The 18,459-nt window shown below is 33.8% G+C and carries 10 protein-coding genes and 3 pseudogenes; 7 read left to right on the top strand and 6 right to left on the bottom strand.

The annotated features are described in order from the left end of the window. The 5 genes and pseudogenes from BAR153v2_RS01100 to BAR153v2_RS01080 all read left to right on the top strand — a co-directional run. A pseudogene (locus BAR153v2_RS01100) lies at nucleotides 1–921 on the top strand (hypothetical protein); the annotation flags it as partial. A 226-nt stretch (nucleotides 922–1,147) separates the two neighbouring features. After that, a complete protein-coding gene (locus BAR153v2_RS01095) occupies nucleotides 1,148–1,639 on the top strand; it encodes a hypothetical protein (protein WP_339373798.1) in 492 nt (163 codons plus the stop codon). Then, nucleotides 1,636–3,809, top strand: a pseudogene (locus BAR153v2_RS01090) (isocitrate/isopropylmalate family dehydrogenase). Before BAR153v2_RS01095 ends, BAR153v2_RS01090 begins: the two are co-directional and overlap by 4 nt. Next, on the top strand, nucleotides 3,806–4,483 hold the full coding sequence (locus BAR153v2_RS01085) for an RraA family protein (RefSeq protein WP_078679944.1): 678 nt from the start codon (nucleotides 3,806–3,808) through the stop codon (nucleotides 4,481–4,483). The pseudogene BAR153v2_RS01090 and the gene BAR153v2_RS01085 overlap by 4 nt, the downstream one beginning before the upstream one ends. Next, the gene (locus BAR153v2_RS01080; protein WP_198934311.1) at nucleotides 4,480–5,262 is read left to right on the top strand and encodes a DUF6282 family protein; all 783 of its coding nucleotides are present in this window, start codon (nucleotides 4,480–4,482) and stop codon (nucleotides 5,260–5,262) included. Before BAR153v2_RS01085 ends, BAR153v2_RS01080 begins: the two co-directional genes overlap by 4 nt. Before the next feature lie 264 nt (nucleotides 5,263–5,526). On the opposite strand, the pseudogene BAR153v2_RS07435 reads toward BAR153v2_RS01080, so the two are convergent. The 5 genes and pseudogenes from BAR153v2_RS07435 to BAR153v2_RS01050 all read right to left on the bottom strand — a co-directional run. After that, a pseudogene (locus BAR153v2_RS07435) lies at nucleotides 5,527–6,143 on the bottom strand (phage terminase large subunit); the annotation flags it as partial. 86 nt (nucleotides 6,144–6,229) lie between these two features. After that, nucleotides 6,230–6,616 carry an Mth938-like domain-containing protein gene (locus BAR153v2_RS01070; protein ID WP_078679943.1) on the bottom strand — a complete coding sequence of 129 codons (387 nt, stop codon included), beginning with the start codon at nucleotides 6,614–6,616 and terminating at the stop codon, nucleotides 6,230–6,232. A gap of 447 nt (nucleotides 6,617–7,063) precedes the next feature. Beyond that, nucleotides 7,064–7,522: a preprotein translocase subunit YajC gene (yajC, locus tag BAR153v2_RS01065; RefSeq protein WP_078679942.1), complete on the bottom strand. Its 459-nt coding sequence runs from the start codon at nucleotides 7,520–7,522 to the stop codon at nucleotides 7,064–7,066. A 1,550-nt stretch (nucleotides 7,523–9,072) separates the two neighbouring features. Further along, nucleotides 9,073–10,266, bottom strand: a complete 1,194-nt coding sequence (locus BAR153v2_RS01055) for a M23 family metallopeptidase (protein WP_078679940.1) — start codon at nucleotides 10,264–10,266, stop codon at nucleotides 9,073–9,075. Between the two features lie 164 nt (nucleotides 10,267–10,430). Next, nucleotides 10,431–11,090: a protein-L-isoaspartate(D-aspartate) O-methyltransferase gene (locus BAR153v2_RS01050; protein ID WP_078679939.1), complete on the bottom strand. Its 660-nt coding sequence runs from the start codon at nucleotides 11,088–11,090 to the stop codon at nucleotides 10,431–10,433. A gap of 1,507 nt (nucleotides 11,091–12,597) precedes the next feature. Between BAR153v2_RS01050 and BAR153v2_RS01045 the strand changes: the two genes are divergently transcribed. Further along, nucleotides 12,598–14,262, top strand: coding sequence for a BID domain-containing T4SS effector (locus BAR153v2_RS01045; protein WP_078679938.1), 1,665 nt, complete (start codon nucleotides 12,598–12,600; stop codon nucleotides 14,260–14,262). Nucleotides 14,263–14,549: 287 nt separating this feature from the next. Beyond that, nucleotides 14,550–16,820 (top strand): BID domain-containing T4SS effector, encoded by a 2,271-nt coding sequence (locus tag BAR153v2_RS01040; protein WP_078679937.1) that lies wholly within the window; start codon nucleotides 14,550–14,552, stop codon nucleotides 16,818–16,820. 343 nt (nucleotides 16,821–17,163) lie between these two features. Here the strand turns inward: BAR153v2_RS01040 and serS are convergent, their stop codons facing one another. Continuing rightward, the gene (gene serS, locus BAR153v2_RS01035; RefSeq protein ID WP_078679936.1) at nucleotides 17,164–18,441 is read right to left on the bottom strand and encodes a serine--tRNA ligase; all 1,278 of its coding nucleotides are present in this window, start codon (nucleotides 18,439–18,441) and stop codon (nucleotides 17,164–17,166) included. Nucleotides 18,442–18,459 lie beyond the last annotated feature (18 nt).

Genomic DNA, 18,459 nt, shown 5'->3' with positions numbered 1-18,459 from the left:
TTACGAGATGGTGGTTATAGAAATCAATTTTCTTTTTCACTAGATTATATCATTAACCATGTTAAAAATCTAACAGAAGCTCAAATTGAATATATTGAAATTGGTTATCGTAAGGGTGCATTTAAGCCTATAGATAACATAGGCCAAACAGGATTGTGCTCTAATGATTATATTCAAGCATTACGCAATGCTGTTCCTGATGCTAAACTTGTTATTATCGCACATCCACATAATATCAATCAATCAGATATTCTTGAGTTAAAGACTTTTGGAATTACACTTTTACGATTATGTCTAAATAAAAATGACATTGAGTCTACATTTGCACTTTGCCGCTATGCTCGTTCTTTAGGGATATCTACCAGTATCAATATTACGAGAGTGAGCGAAGTAGATGAAAACTATTTACGTAATATAGCAATAGCAGCGGTTAATTGTGGAGCGAACATTTTATATTTGGCTGATTCTAATGGAAGCCTCTTACCCGAGAATGTCACCCAACTCGTACAAAAAATAAAAGATATTTCACCTTTAGAGATTGGTTTTCATGCGCACGATAATTTAGGTATGGCTATGACAAATAGCATAACAGCTGTAGAAGCAGGCGCAAGTTTTATTGATAGTTCATTAATGGGAATGGGTAAAGGAGCAGGAAATCTCACTTTAGAGTTATGGTTAGCACTTTTAAATTTTCATAAAAAGGAAGCATATTATAATATAGGTAAAGTTTTGCAACAGACAGAAAATCTAAAAAGCTATTCCTTTTTTTCACCTGTATATCGAAGCACTGTTGATTTTCTTTTAGCCCTTAGTAATTTAAACTTTGAATACCAATCTTTGCTAGAGACTAAAATTCCTTTAGGTATAGAAGAGGCGCTGGTTACTATTCAAGCCTTAAAACAAAAAGCTCAGGAGATCTAAATAATATGAGCTTACATAGTGTTATTCTTGCGCCTGTAATGCCAGTCTGGGACAAAGGAACTTTTTGTTCTCCACTTAAAAACCTATTTTTAGAAAAAAATTTAAGGTTACGCTATTAGATACGTTATCTCTTTTTTCTAGTAGTTCTACGACAGTAGTTATTCCTTCACTTACAGCAGAATTCAAGGATCGTTTTCAGGAGCCTTTTATACTTGTAGGATTTGCTATGGCTGGGACATTAGTACAAATGTTAGCTGCACAACTTCCAAATATACAAGCTGTGCTCGCTGTGAGTGCACCTGGTTATCCAGATGCTCTTTTGCAAAAACGACTTGGATATATTCTTACTGTACTGGAAGATGGTGATTTATCAAAAGCTTTGGAAATATTAGATGCTCTTGTTCAGCCTGTTGGATCAATAAAAAAAAGAATTCAGATAGAAATTCCTGCTCACCAAAAAGACATAGCTATTGAACGTATGAAAAGAGGATTTCGACTCCTTTTAGAAATGGATGCAAGGCATGAAATTGTTAAATATGGTGGAAAGTTTTTATCTTTAGTTGGTGAGAAATCACAACTTGCAACCATAGATAACCAAACACGAAGTTACAACCTCAATCATAAATATAAGGTTATCCCTGGTGCTGGTATGCGTCCATGGGATGATAATTTTTTTGTGACACATACAATCGTTAATCAATGGATCAATAAATTATAAAAAAGAAAGTTCTTGTATTACCTGGTGATGGGGTAGGTGCAGAAGTCTGTGATGCTGCAATGATAATTTTAGAGCAACTTCAGCTACCGATCGAATTAACCTATGGAGATATTGGTTGGGAATGCTGGAAACAAGAAGGAGATCCTGTTCCGAAAACAACTTGGGAAAAAATTGCTGAAAGTGATGCTGTTTTACTTGGAGCCATCACTAGTAAAGGAAAAGAAGCCGCCTTAAAAGAGCTTGCACCGCATTTAAAAGAGAAAAAACCTGTATACGTTTCACCTGTTATTCAGCTTCGTCAAAAGTTAGGTCTTTTTGCGAATATACGTCCTGTAAGATATATTGTTGGTCCGAGAAAGCCTTTTCATTTTTGTGTTATTAGAGAGAATAGTGAAGGTCTTTATGCAGGATTAGATTTTCGCGGAATAACTCCTGAGAAAACTGCATGGTTAAAACATCCTAATTTAGAAAGATATAGTCTTGATGAAGCAGCATGGACGGTACGTCTACAAACACGTTTTGGTTTAGAGCGGCTGTTTAAATATGCTTTTTCTTATGCACGGAAACATGGTTTTAAGCGAGTTACTTTTGCTGATAAGCCAAATGTTATGCGAGAAAGTGGCCAATTTGCTCAGGAAATTTTTGAAAACATTGCTCAAAATTATCCAGAAATCGAAGCAGACATTTACAATGTTGATGCGGTTGCTTTATGGATTGTAACAAAACCAGAATATTTTGGTGTGATTGTTGCTGAAAATATGTTTGGCGATATTCTCTCCGATCTTGCTGCTGGAGTGATGGGGGATTAGGGCTTGCTCCTAGCGCAAATGTAGGCAATAAGACTGCTTATTTTGAACCTGTTCATGGAAGCGCTCCACGTATTGCTGGACAGAATAAAGCCAATCCTTCTGCCATGCTTTATACTACAGCTTTACTTTTGGACCATTTAGGCTTTCAAGAGGTAGCACAACAACTGTCTGAAAGCATTGATCAAGTTATTCGTGCTGGAAAAACCGTCACCTATGATTTGGGAGGTTTAGCTACTACTCATCAGATGGCTAAAGCTGTTCTTAATTCTCTTGTAAATCCTATTTCTGTTTGTCATGCAGCAATTATTACTGTTGGTGATGAACTCCTTTCAGGACAATATTTGAATACGAATTTGCAGGATTTGAGTCAAAGTTTGGAAAGAAAAAATATTCAAGTAACCCGTCATTTTGTTTGTGCTGATCAATTACAGCAAATAAGTGAAACTGTAATTTCTTGTCTTGGACAAGAAGATCTCATAATTATCAGTGGAGGACTGGGACCAACCTCTGATGATAAAACACGTGATGCCATTGCTCAAGCTGTGAAGAAACCTTTAGTTCATCATGAAAATGTTTGGCAAAAAATAAAAGGTCAACTGCAACAACTAGGTATTGCTCCAGATACTAATAATGCGCGTCAAGCTTTGTTTCCTGAAACGGCAAAAGTGCTTGATAATCCTACTGGAACAGCACCTGGTTTTTACCTTTCCTGTGATGGAAGTTCTCTTGTTGTTTTGCCTGGTCCACCTACACAAGCTCTTATGCTTTTAGAAGATTATTTAAAGCATAATGAGAAGGAGTATTCTCCTGTATCGCGTCCTCAATATGTGTGGACTTTGATTGGAATTGATGAAAGTACAATTGCGAATTGGGTTGATTGTCATTTCGTCAATGAACCATTTGAACGACATTTCTTATGGAAAAGTCCTTATGTTCTGGTACAATTAGTTGGTCAGTCCTCAGTTCCTTTAGCGCAACATTTAATTGAAAAATTTGAAAATCATTTTTGTTCATATCTGGTTGGCGCAGAGATAACTACTGCTCGTGAACAGTTAGCGATGCATGTCAAAGTTCATTGGTCAGCAAATGATCCACTACTTTTAAAATATTTTCAGTCCATAGAAAAGAGTACAAGCAATGTTCCACAGATTGAGGCTGAAGTTAACTTATCACCTTCCTTAGAAACATTAAAAAAGCAAAAGGAAAGCCTCGGACATGCTACAATGACTGTACGAATAAAAGGCTATGGCGATGATTGTATAACTTTTCCCTATACACGACCGCTTTTAGAGATGGTTTTACCGGAATACGCAGCTTGGTTAGTTTTAAAAAGATATTTGTACAAGGAGAATGATAAATGATTCCTAATGAGAATACAGAAATACTCAAAAAACGATTATTAGCATTAGATACAGCAGCTGTTTCTGATGCTCTAGATAGTTTATATTTACAAGCGGCTTTACCTCACATTAAACCACGCCTAAACAATATAAAAATAGCTGGACCTGTTTTTACAGTACAATATGAAAAATTTACACCTCAAAATCAGCAATTTGCGAATGCTGGTAATTATATTGATGATGTACCTGCAGGATCTATTATAGTGATTGATAACAATGGCCGATGTGATTGTACCAGTTGGGGAAATATTTTGACACATAAGGCACTACAACAAAAAATTGTAGGAACTATTATTCATGGTTCTGCTCGTGATATTGCTGAAATTAGAGCTCTACATTATCCTCTCTTTACAACAAACATTTATATGGTTTCTGGGAAAAATCGTACACGCGTACGAGCTGTGCAAGCGCCTTTAATAATTGAGGGAATAAAAATTATTCCCGGAGATTGGGTTTTTGCTGACGATAATGGTGTATTAATTCTTCCTAGTTCAAAGTTATCTGAAATTATTAAACGTGCTGAAAATGTTGATAAAACAGAAGCGCGTATTTTGGCTGCCCTCAAGGATGGAAAACGTCTTGAAAATATAAGGGTGCAAGAAGGCTATGAAGCACCTTGGAAGGAAAAATTGTGAGTGAATGTTTTACACAGTTCTGGCGGAAACAATTAAAATTTTTAGATATCCATTATCATGCACGTCCAGATTTATTTAATAGAACCTATTCTGCTTATGAAGCAGCACAAATTTATGCTAAACACAAAGGTGGAGTTATTTTAAAAAATCATTTAGGCAGTACAGCCGCACTTGCCACAGCTTTACAAGAACAAAATTTACCTGTTTTTGGCTCTATTGTTCTTAATTACGCCTCAGGTGATTTAAATATACTTTCGGTTAAACGTGCTTTAGCGCACTATAAGTTTGCTTCGCAACCCAAATTACTTGTACATTTGCCTACCATTGTGCCAACATCTCATCGTAGCCGGCTCAAACGAAATTTTTCTAATGATTATGCCGCTTTTCTTGCTCAACAACCAACAGCGATCACCTGTGATAAAGGGCACCTAAGATTAGAGATTTATGAGCTCATAGCTTTTGCTGCTGACAATGAGATTGTTCTCTCTTCAGGACATGCTTCTAAAGATGCAACTTTACGTTTATTAGATGCAGTAGCGAAAAAAGACAACTGTACGCTCCTTTTAAATCAACCAGCTAATCCGATGACAGGTTTTTCTGCTGCACAATTACAAGCATTGGGAGAACATGATTGGCTTTATATAGAACAATGCGCTCTCACTTTTTATTTAGGATACCAAACAAAAGAGGACATGCTTTACGTGTTATCTAAAATTAATAATGTGATTTACAGTTCAGATCTTGGACAATTGGGGGAACTGATATTCCAACATGGCTAAAAGACAGTGCAAATTGGTTTCAGGAAGCAAATCTCTCTCTTTCCAAAGTGCAAACAATAACGCTTGATAATCCTTTAAAAATGCTGTCACCAACTGGTTAGTGGATCAAATCTATACTTTATGAGATTTAATTTAATAATTATAAAAATTTCAAAAAGATTATAATAATACAAATTTACAAAATGATGAAATGTAGTAAACTATAGCTAACATTTCCCTTTGATAATAGGCTCCCTGAATGGCTTTCAAATAGCCATCTTCTCAAATATACTTATAAAGCTCACAACAATTCCTAAGATCATCAAGCCTTGTCCCAATTCAATATCTGCGAAACTTCGAATTGTCTGACCAATTGATTTCAACACACTTAATGGCTTTATTGTCTGAAAAGCAAAAGCGCCTTTCAATCGGTGCATTGTCTCTTAAGGAAGTCTATGCTACCCATAACGCTGCATGCCATCCCTCGCTTTTTTCACGTAAAGTCGGTATAAGGGTCTGCTCAGCCATCTCAGTTCACCGATTCTGCCTCATCAACCCAACAGAAAAAATTCGACCCATCGATTTGATACTGGCTATATTCTTCGGTCTAGTCCTGAGAACTGAAAAGACTACACGACTATCTTTTAAGCTAATCGGAGTCTCTCCAACCTTATAATAACCCTTTAAAAAAAATCATGGGCTTCAATAGCGCGCTTAATTTTCTTCAAAAAACTCTCAGCAAGTAAATTTTGAAATTGACGCGTACAAAGGATAGTGCCTGATATTACCCCATGCCAAATTGATAACCTTTTAAAGCAACCATCGAAGCAGAGGACTTGTCTTGCCAAACCCCCATCCACCCTATGCTGCTCTCACTAAAGCATCCTCTGAAGAATCAGCATAAGCTTTGGCACAATCTTAAATAGAATCAATAACCACACAATTCTCTCATTTTTTAATTAAAATATTGATTTTATTAAACAATATATCAATCTATCGCAAATAATAACGCAGCGACTGAACGATCTTCAGCCAATAAAACATTAAATGTACGTACCGCAGCTCCCGTACTCATTGTATCTGTCGAAATATGCTTTTCCCATAAAAGACACCGCAATTTTTCGGGTAAACTCAACAACTCAAGTCCAGTACCTATCAATAAAATCTCAATCTCATTTGCTTCTTCTAAAATACGAGAAATATTATCCTGTGTAGGAAGAGGCTCTGCCATGTCAATACCATAAATACCTGATGGTAAACAAATAATAGAACCTTTATGAGACATATCTGCGAAACGAAATCCCCCATTCCCATAAGCATCAATAGGTGCTCGTCCTGGAAAATGTGCTTCACGCATTTGAATTGCATATGACATCATAGGTATCCTTCATTTTTGGAAACCCAACTGCATTTTCTCTCCTAGATTAGCTAGATTAGCTAGATTAGCAAGATGAAATAATAAAAACTAACCAGCGCAGATTATAACACATTACCAAAGATGCGTAAAATCTTTAATAACAAAATTATCACAATAAAAAAGAGGACTGTTTCCTAAGCAGGATTGCAAATAATATAAAAAGTTTGCAATAAAATGTAAAGAATACCCATATCATAGACAGAGAAAATCATCCCAATCTGTTTTCTTCAAAAAACTTGATTATACACAGTAAGCACATTGAGTAATAAAATAATTTTTATAAAAATAAATAGAAATCCAATGCGGTTTATCAATTATCAAGCTACTTAATAAAATATAATGGCCCTTATACAAAAAGCCATTACGCATCCATAAAAGTAAAGCTTCAAATAATCGTATAAAAAACTATGTTTTGGGTTTATTTTTCTTTTGTACTAATTTTTTTACTTTAGTAGCAGAAACACTTTTCTTCATTTCAGCCTTATTTTCAGAAGTTTTGGCTGCTTTTATCTTAGCGCTAGATTTTGATTTTTCTTCCGATAATGGTTCGCCTTTAACGCGAACATCAGCCAATGTTGAACGAATAACACGAATACGTATATCTTCGCTAATTTCGACTTCTAACTCACCACTTTCATCATAAACTTTTGTAACCTTACCAAGAACACCTCCACCCGTGACGACTGTATCCCCACGACGCACAGCATTAAGCATTTCCTGCCTCTTTTTCATTTGCGCACGCTGTGGGCGAATGATCAAAAAATACATAATTGCAAAAATTAAAATGAAAGGGACAAAGGTAATAAATGATATTCCATTCGAAGTATCACTTATAGCCTGAGCGTAAGCGTTAGTAACCAACATTTCTATCTCCTATAGATTAAACTTCAAGTATCTCTCATTTTATTAAAATAAATTTTTGCCTCAGAAGAAGAATCCAACGAACAAAAATTTAAAAAACAGATTTTATTTCGTTTTTCTATATATCATGTAAATATCAGCTTTTCCCTAAATTCAGTAGCAAAATACTTAAGAACTTATTATTTCAAATACAGAAATCATTTCATTTTTTGTATATTTTTACTGACTTTTGCAGTTTTTTTAAATAGAGTTCTTTAAGAAACATGTACTATTAATTTGTGTTCTCCTTAAACATTCCAACTAGACATTAGGAAGAATACTATTCATTCTATTAAAGAGTACAGAATTTGTATTCTCTTAGATAACAAGATCCTTATTTATCTCCCCTTTCCTCCCCCCAAAAAAAAACCCGAAAGCAGGAACTTTCGAGAACTATAAACCAGAATTTTATAATACAAACAGTAATGTGAGATTTTTAGACACGATTTTTGAAACAGTGTCAATATAAAAATACTATATGTTGATACAATCTATATGAATCATCTACAATTAAAGGATACACAAATTGGTCATCAACAAAAGGAACGCCATCTATATGAAAATGAAATTAGTGTTACTTTCAAAAACAATAACAATAAGTACTCCCTTAGCTTTCGTTATGTGTAGTATTGGAATATGGGCTACTTTTTCAATTGTTTTCAATTGTTTTCTCTTGAAACAAGCATTTATTATTCATTTTTTCATCATCTCTTGTATCATCTCTTTTATTGTCATATTTTTAAAATCATGGTTCACAGCTTTTTTTATAATCGGAATAGTAAGCTGCGGAGGTGTACTTATGAGTCATTTATTCAACCAGTTGCTCCTACTGTGGTTCACAGTAGAACTTTTAATGCAATAGTTTTTCATACTTTTATGAAAATTGATAATTTAAAAAATATTTATGAAAGATCTCACAATTGCATAAAGTAAATTAGTATTTTTTTTTCAATTGTAAAACTCGAACAGAATATTATTAAATATCTTCGCCATTTATTTAAAACAGAATCAATTAGATTAAGCCTATCCTATCAACGGCCAGCAATAATAAAACAACTCGAAATGTCTCTCTTATCTCACTATTAAATGAATAATTACCCTCGACAACCGATACCACTTGACAATTGAAACGCTATTTAAGCTAATCATATAAGAACTTAGAGAATATTACAAGAAAACTTATATTTGGAACTAAAGCAGATGAATTCACATAATTTTGAATTATTTAAATTGATCTCTTTCCTATTCTAAAAGACGAAAATTTTTACGAACGCCTATCTTAAAACAGATAAGCTTTTTCCGACATGTCCCTACTGATCGCTTATGCGATCACTTCATAGCCTTTGCGAACGAAACCTATCCTGAATATTTCTTATACTCAAACGAAGAACTTCCTCATGATAATATATTAAGCCTTTTAAGAGTATTTGTCTGATGAGTAAAGTAGTATAGGGCCTTATATCTCTAATCTAAAAAATGGGGTTTTATAGCAAAAAGGTAAAACGACAACCAGTTTAATTTTCTAAATATTCAGCAGGATCAACAGGAAGAGAATTCTTACGTACTTCAAAATAAACACGCGGTGTTTTAGCATCCCCTGAAAAACCGGACTTTGCAATTTCATCACCACGCCGTACCTTTTGCCCTCTATTAACAATAAGCTTACTATTATGCCCATAAATAGTAATAATATTGTTTTCGTGTCGAATCATAACAACGTTACCAAGCTCCTTCAACCCATCACTTGCATAAATAACAACACCATTTTCTGCAGCTTTAACTGATGATCCTTCAGGAACCATGATATCTATTCCTCGATTAACTGCAGTTCCCTTTTTTTGGCCAAAGTGACTCAACAAGCGTCCTCGCACAGGCCACCGCATCTTAGAAATACCCGTCAATTGTGGAGTTGTAATATCATTTGGATCAATCATTTGATCTGATGAATCATTTATTGTTACTTGTGTAGGAGAACTTTTCTTAATGTTTAACGTATCATTTTTGACCTCAGGCACAGTCTTTACGGAATTCTGATGCCCAGATGTAGGAGCTTTGCTCTGTTGAACAGAGGATACAATCTTAGACTGAGATGAAGATACCTTTTTTGATGCATCTGCCATACTATTTTGAACATTTGAAGCCATCTTTGTACTTTGATCTGGAATAATCAACGACTGACCAATATAAATAGAATTACCGTTTATACCATTAGCTAGCCTTAACGTATCAACACTGACACCCAACTGTTGCGCAATACTTAATAATGTATCCCCACTCTGCACAATATAAGAATTCCTCTTAGAAACAGGAAAAGTATTCGCCTGTGAATGAGGAAGAGTTCCAAGACTTTTAGGCGGGACCCCCATAACCTGCCCATTAGAAAAAAACTGCTTGTTCTTATCAGGAGAAAAAACCTCCTCTTGTCTTGAAGAATTATTATATGGAGAATTGTAACCGGCTTCTGAAATATCACTCGCTTCTACAGGCGGCAATTCACTGCTTTGTATTTTAACATTTTGTGATAACATTCGCGGGTCATCAGCCATAGTTACGAATGTAGTTGACTGGGTAGGAGTGATATCATTATAAGGACCACTCGAAAAACGCTGCGTACTGGAACTACAGCCAGCAGCCATTAATGTCACCATCAAAAGAGCAACTTTCAGAGAAATGCACTTTAAAATGCTACTCAAAACCCTTAAATGCATAGTTTCGCTCACTAGCTAATATTAAATTATTCTATTAAAGCGTCCTAATCTTACCTAAGAGTTAAAATTTTTAAAATATCCATAAATACTCCTATAATAAAATCAAAATACATTTGTCATTATGTAGAATAGATAAAATATTTAGCAATATCTTAAATTCACAATTACAAAACTTCTGCAATATTTTCAATGAAGGGTTGATAACGCACTTGAAATATTTCTGAGCGTTCAAACTGACTACCAATCTTTGTATAACGCATCACTTTTTGTACCCCTTCATCTGGTCCAATAGCTTGAATGAGAATTCCATTTCCCGCTAGAAGTTCTAAGCATTCTTTCGGTTCATTAGGACATGATGGCCAAATGAGAATACGATCAAATGATCCAAAGCCTGTAATGCCTCGACTTCCATCGATCTGCCTTATAGTAATGTTCTCAATCCCTAAATGCTGAAACCTTTGTCGTGCTAAATCAATAAGTGTTTTATAACGATCAACTGTTGTTACACGATCACTAAGACAAGCCATAAGGGCAGTACAAAAACCAGAGCCTGTACCAATTTCTAAAACACGGTGTTTCTTTTTCAACGATAATGCGGAAAGAATCAAAAGCTGTTCCTCTAGACGCTCAATATATTCGCCACATTCAATCGGAATAATTTTATTATCATAAGCACTATTAAGCCAAGAAACAGAAACAAATTGCTGGCGTGGAACTTTCTCTAATGCTGCAAAAAAGTTTATATCATCAATGCCTCTACTGCGCATTTTCAACACAAGACTTGCTAGCTCTTCACGAAATCGTAAAATGCCTTTTTGCTCCATAGTATCATTTGATCTCCAATAAAATGGCTATCTTAATTGTATATACGAGTTCTCCCCTTATAAACAATTAAACCTTACATACAAATACCATTAATTCATTAACAAGTTCTCATAAATAAGAACACAATAAAATCAATTAACTGTTTGCTTTTATTTTTTAATTCTCTCTCAGAACCCATGCTCGTGCATACTTCAATTCCCGGTTTTTCTAAAGACTACCTAAGTATGAAAGGAACAAATAATGACGTAGATAGCACGATGTATATGAATATTCAATTAAGAGCAAAATAGCTCTCATTATAATGTACTCTTATATCATATATCATAACACTATAAAAATTACTAAAGCTGCAGTAATTTGGACATGTTGATATAAGTTAAGTAATTTGAATTTTTGAAGATTTCACCTTAATTAAGAACCAGGTTTATTAATCACAACAAAGAATACGATTTAGAAAAACACAAAATTTTATAAAAATTAAAATTTGTGTCTCTTCAAATTCCTCCTTTATTTATACATAAAGCATTTAGATCTTTTGATTTTATACAATGCCTCTATTACATATATATTAATCATAATAAGTTTAAACATATGCATACTTCCACTTTTTGAGAAGGTCATTAAGATAAAAATTTAATAAAACTTTCGAGATACATTCTCTTATTGCCTTCAAATTGGGCATGCTCATGATAAGAACATATTTTCAGAAATCTCAAAATAAATTACACAAACACCTTTTTACTCTAAAACATTATTGATTAAACTTCCTTTCATTTTACAAACAAAATGAACTTTATTAATTTTAAAAATAGTAAAAAAATGAAACAAAAAGCTAAAAAATACAAATCGCTTATAAAAAAAAATATTATAAACTGCAATTTAAAAACTCTTGTGAAGAGTTTTGATAATTAAAAAATTTTACTTCTTCTGTTAAATAATTTTAGCTCCATTTATAAATATCTCATACTGCAAATCCAGTTAATTTATAGAATATTCCTTCATGATATCAATAATTTCTAGGTATTCTTATAGTTTCAATATTTTACTTATCACCCTTAAAATAACATCCATGATGACAAAAAATTATTGGACAACACTAGATCAATCAACAAGAGATAAAGAATAATTTTTAAATAAAAACAATTTTATTACTTGACAATATTTCCTTTATGAATGAAAAAAACAAAATGCTCATTATTAAGTTTTCAGTTTTAAATTATAATAATGGTATAGTAGTAAAGTGTGTTTCTTATTTTAAAGAAAGTTGATTGAAAAATAAGGAAAGCTGTATGGAGATAACTTCAAATATTAGTTTTATTTCTATCATGTTGAAGGAAACACAAAAATATAATGCAGTAGTTATTTCAGCTACTTGGTACTCATATAATTAAAAAGGAGGATTCTTTGTTGGTAAAACGTTGAGATTTTGAAAGATACGCGAAGGGGGATTATCCACTCTACAAAGTGATTTAATATTTTTAAACGTAACATTGTAAAGGAATAATCATGTCGATAAGAGACTCTGAAGCTTTTAAAAAAGTAGAACAATCGCTACTGCAACAAAGTTCTAATTACACCTATGCTAATTCTGGTTCTGGAAATAGCAATACATTAAAAAATAAATTTGGGATACAAGATTATAAGAACTTTCAGATAAAGTGTGCTCATGCAGTGGCAAAAGAGATTGTTAATGTGTATCAAGAACCAGCGCCAGAAAAGTTTGACCACTCTTATCTAAAACAGCTTCACAAACGTTTGTTTAAAAAAGTATTTGACTGGGCTGGAGAAACGCGCGACGCTTCAGTTAAGATGTCAGATGGTACAATTGCTAACATGGTAACGACTAGTCAAAATCCTCTTTTTGCATCTAATAATGACATCAAAAAATGCTTAGAGGAGTTCAATGAAAAGCTTGCTCAAAGAAAGAAATCTCAAGATACTTTACAAGAGAAACCAGAGGAAAAACTTACTGATTCTCTAACAACCGTCTATGCATTACTTAACCATGCACGTCCTTTCGTAGATGGCAATGGGGTTACACAACGGTTATTTATGAATAAACTCTCTCAAGCTGAAGATCAAAAGCTTGATTTTTCAGTTGTGACACAAAAACGTATGGAAGATGCTATTGTTAATGCAGCAAATGACAATTTAGCGCCTATGAAACATCTGTTTGAAGATGCTTCTGATCCACAAAAAATTCAAACTTTGAAAACAGCTCTAACTGGAATGAATTCTGGAGATATAGAAGATCTTACACAGGGTATTGTTACAACACCAATCCCAGGGAAAGTCTATACAGGTGTTTATGAAAGTCGTCAATTGGACACTATTGTGATAAAAACGCAGAATTCTGTGATTGTATGCAATAAATATGATATTCCAAGAGAGGAATTCCAGAAATTAAGGTTAGGTGATACAGTCAGCTTTAAAGCTCTTAACAACCTTGACGATGTTCTGATCCCAGGACGAGAATTGTCTGATTTAACAAACTTTAAAGTTATGGAAAAGACTTTCTACACTCCTTCTGTTCAACAGCAAAGGAAAGAAGTTGAGCGTTTAGCAAGACTTGTATTTGGAAACCGTGAGACATTATCTAATTACCTAGAGCGAGTTCATGAGAATCCAAGTTCAGCAACAATGCTTGCTAATAGAATTGTATACGCCCATAAATCTATCTCTAAGCTTGCGGGTTTTGGAGCATATGGGATAAACAGTCCAAAACGTAACAGAGCTGAAAAAAATCTTATAGCCCTTAGCGAGGCAGTTAGAAAATATGGAGATTGCCTAAAATCTTCTAAGGAGGAAGTTCTTCAAGAGCATAGACAAGAACAATACCGCATTGCAAAAGATGTACATTTACCTAGCAAAGATTTGGCGCGTTTTCTTAATATGTCACCAGATGAGCGTGGAAAGCTTCCTATTACTGAAGCTGCTACTCTCAGCAAAGAAGCTGCCCAATTTTTAAAACAAATTTATTCTCGTCTTTCAGCAGATGAGCAAAAAATGGTTAATAATAATGATCATAAATCATTTGCTAAAAGTATTGGTATTCCAGAAAACAAAGCACAACAGGTTATGGAGACCGTTAAACAGGTTAAAGCTATACAAGAGCCGACTAATGTAATTAAACCTTTAATGAAGCATTCCCCAAACAAGCAATGGCTATAGCTAATTAGGGCTGTTGTAAGCTTTTCTTTAATATTTGGAGGGGTATTTAAAAAATAAGGAAACATTAATAAAAAGTACTTCATCAGTATAAATGTGATAAAAAGTGTTTTTATATGCAAAGTTATATATACTTTGTTGAATATGGATAGTTTATAAATATAAAATGGACAAATATTACGCATATAAAATCGCTAAAGTCTATGATAGGTGTTTATAAAAAGTATTAGTTTAAATATTGTAATATCAAATAATTATCATTAGTTTTCTAATTTTAGGATTTCGATATAATGACACTTGCAAATAAAACAGAAGGATTTGGGCATTTTTTAATTCCTCCAAAACAATTATCTATTTCTGTGCCCGATACATCACAGGACAAAAACATAGATGGTTATTTTTCTGCAAAGAAGAGAGCTGTAGTTAAAACTTTGTCAGCGATTGTGTTTAGAGACGGGAGGGCTTTAGATAGGGCAATAGATCGGGTTACTGAACATCCAGGTTCTGTGTATGCATTGGCCAAAATGATAACAGAAAAACCTGAAACTTTCGGTAAACTTGCAGGTTCTATTAAATTGGGACTAAGAACTCCGAGCCGTATACGAGCTGAAAAAAATATTCAAATCCTGGCTGATGAAATTGTAGAATATGCGCAGATGATAAACGCATTATCAAATAATTATTTTGAACCAATGCAACGCTCAACACAAGCAGTCGAAATGTTGAGTGACGATGTGCTGCATCTGCTTAATCTACCAAATGACATACGGCGACATACTTTAGAACAGCAGGATACTTCTAAAGTTCAGAAAGAACTTTCGTATTTTTTAGATGAGATGGCTTTTCGTCTTTCAGAAAACGAGAATGGAATGCTTAGAAGCAATAATTATAAAATGCTTGCTAAGAGCCTGGATATATCAAAACATAAAGCACAGGAAATCATAAATATTGTACGGCAAGTGGAAAGCCTGCAACTAGAGATTCAAGAGATTAACAAAAACAGATTTTCTCAAGAAAAACATGCAGAGGTCATCGAAAACGATCAGAATATTTATGAGTCATATGACCCTCAAACGCAGAGTTCTGAAAGTCTTCTTAATCCTTCAAAAGAAATAAATCCTACAAAAGTAATCGATTCTATCTATGATAATCCTTCAAAAGAAGTAGATCCTGTCTATGCAAATTATACCCCAAACAAAACTCAAACGCAGAATTCTAGAAGTTTTCTTAATTCTGCAAAAAAAGTAGATCCTGTCTATGACGATCCTTCAAAAGAAATAAATCCTACAAAAGTAATCGATTCTATCTATGATAATCCTTCAAAAGAAGTAGATCCTGTCTATGCAAATTATACCCCAAACAAAACTCAAACGCAGAATTCTAGAAGTTTTCTTAATTCTGCAAAAAAAATAGATCCTGTCTATGACGATCCTTCAAAAGAAATAAATCCTACAAAAGTAATCGATTCTATCTATGATAATCCTTCAAAAGAAGTAGATCCTGTCTATGCAAATTATACCCCAAACAAAACTCAAACGCAGAATTCTAGAAGTTTTCTTAATTCTGCAAAAAAAGTAGATCCTGTCTATGACGATCCTTCAAAAGAAATAAATCCTACAAAAGTAATCGATTCTATCTATGATAATCCTTCAAAAGAAGTAGATCCTGTCTATGCAAATTATACCCCAAACAAAACTCAAACGCAGAATTCTAGAAGTTTTCTTAATTCTGCAAAAAAAATAGATCCTGTCTATGACGATCCTTCAAAAGAAATAGATTCTGTCTATGCAAATTATATCCCAAACAAAACTCAAACGCAGAATTCTAGAAGTTTTCTTATTCCTCCACAAGAATTAGGTCCTCTAACTCAGAATGAAATTATTAATAAAATTTTTGATAATATTATTGTTCAAAGGCATATAGGAGAAATTAAGCATCTTTCAGGAATTGTATTTGGGAATAAAGAAGTATTTAACAGCGTTCTAACAAACATCATTGAGACAAAAAAACCAGAAGAAATCGGAGAAGGGTATATCAAAGTACTAGAAGTTGCTCCTAAAAACTTTGCTAAACTTGCTGGTATTAAAATGTGGGGGCTAAAAAATCCGAGATATAAACAAGCTAAAGAAAATGTCCCAGAACTCTGTAAAGCAATTAAAGATTATACAAATGTTGTAAAAAAATATAAGGAACAAATTCTTTCCCATCATAAAGAAGAACAAAAACGTGTCAAACAAGCGGTATTAATGCCTAATAATGAAATACAGCGTTTTTTAAATATGCCAAGTGATATGTTGGAAAATATTTTAATAAAGCAAAATATTTCTCAACTTCATAAAGAATTTTCTAATTTTTTAAATCAAGTTCATTCTCGTCTTACAGCACAAGAACGTAAAGCGATTAAGCGTAATGATTATCATACGCTCGCTCGCAATATTAAGGTACCAGAAGTTAAAGCACGTGAGATTATAAATGTCGTAAAAAAAGCACAAGAATGCCAACAAAAAATTAAAGATATAATATCTCAGAAACAGAAACAAATGATAGCTGTAGCTCATTAAAAACATAAACTTCTTCTTTTGATATTCACAGAGAAGAAGTATTTTTTAAAATATTATCTCACTCTAGAATTAGTGAGAAATGTTTTGTAACTCAAATTCTATTAATTGTGAATAATATATAGAAATATCATAAACGTGAAAAAAGGTTCTATTTGTATTTTCATTTTACATTTTTTGATATCTAGATAAATAGTTTCTTCTGATGCAGGAGAAGAAAATTTAAATAAGATAATACAACCCTATTTCAAGAATTGATGCGTGATAAAAAAGTAATAAATTATTGTTAAATTAATTAGTTATCATTCATAAATAGCAAATGAATATTAGATTCTTTTTTATAAAACTAAGTTGTAATACAACTCATACCTTGCATATAAGGCTGCAAAACATCCGGAATAATAATTGAACCATCTGCTTGCTGATAATTCTCAAGAATAGCTATAAGACAACGACCAATAGCTGTACCTGAGCCGTTTAAACTATGTACAAAGTGCAATGTTTTTTTATCTTCTAAACGATATCTAGCATTCATGCGTCGCCCTTGAAAATCACCGCAAACTGAACAACTCGAAATTTCACGATAACATTCTTGGCCTGGAAGCCATACTTCAATATCATAAGTCTTACGCGCTGTGAAACCCATATCACCAGTAGAAAGAACTACAGTACGAAAAGGTAAACCAAGGCGCTTCAAAACGTTTTCTGCGCATTCCGTCATACGTTCTAATTCATCTAAGGATTGTTCCTCTGTGGTAATCGATACCAATTCTACTTTTCTAAACTGGTGTTGACGTAACATACCACGTGTATCACGCCCTGCAGCCCCTGCCTCTGAACGAAAACAAGGAGTAAGAGACGTAAATCGCAAAGGTAATTCTGTAATATCAAGAATTTCACTGTTGACTAAATTAACTAAAGGTACCTCTGCTGTAGAAATAAGCCATCGGCCATCCGTCGTTTGAAAGAGATCTTCAGAAAACTTGGGTAATTGGGCTGCTCCATAAACAATCTCACTACGAACAAGAAAAGGAACTGAAATCTCTTGATAGCCATGCTCATCCACATGCATATCAAGCATAAATTGGCCTAAAGCACGTTCTAAACGTGCTAATGAACTTGAAAGAACTGTAAAACGTGAGCCTGATAATCGGCTAGCTCGTTCAAAATCCATCTGCTTAAGATTTTGACCAAGATCAAAATGTTGCTTTGGTAAAAAATCAAACGTTGGTGGTGTACCAAAATAGCGCACTACAATGTTATCCCTTTCATCTTTCCCTTCTGGAACGTCATCTAATGGAATATTAGGTATTGCTGAAAGCGCTTCTTCTAATCTATCTGTTAACCGCTTTTCTTCTAAAACAGCAGCGGAAAGAAAAACCTTTATTTCTTCAACCTCAGCCTTAACACGATTAGCAGTTTTTTGATCACCAGCAGTTAAAGCTTGCCTTATCTTTTCTGAGGCTGAATTGCGCAACTCTTGAGCTTGCTGTACTTTAGAAACATACAAGCGACGCTCAAGATCAAATTTGAGCAAATTTTTAGCTTGCGGTTCAAGGCCTCTCTTTGCAAGTGCTGTATCTAATTCCTCAGGATGATCACGGATCCATTTAATATCAAGCATTTAATCTCTCTTTTGCAT

This window comes from Bartonella sp. AR 15-3, assembly GCF_002022445.1.
GTDB lineage: Bacteria > Pseudomonadota > Alphaproteobacteria > Rhizobiales > Rhizobiaceae > Bartonella.
Note: the sequence above shows the minus strand (reverse complement) of the source record. Positions and strands in the feature narration are given on the sequence as shown.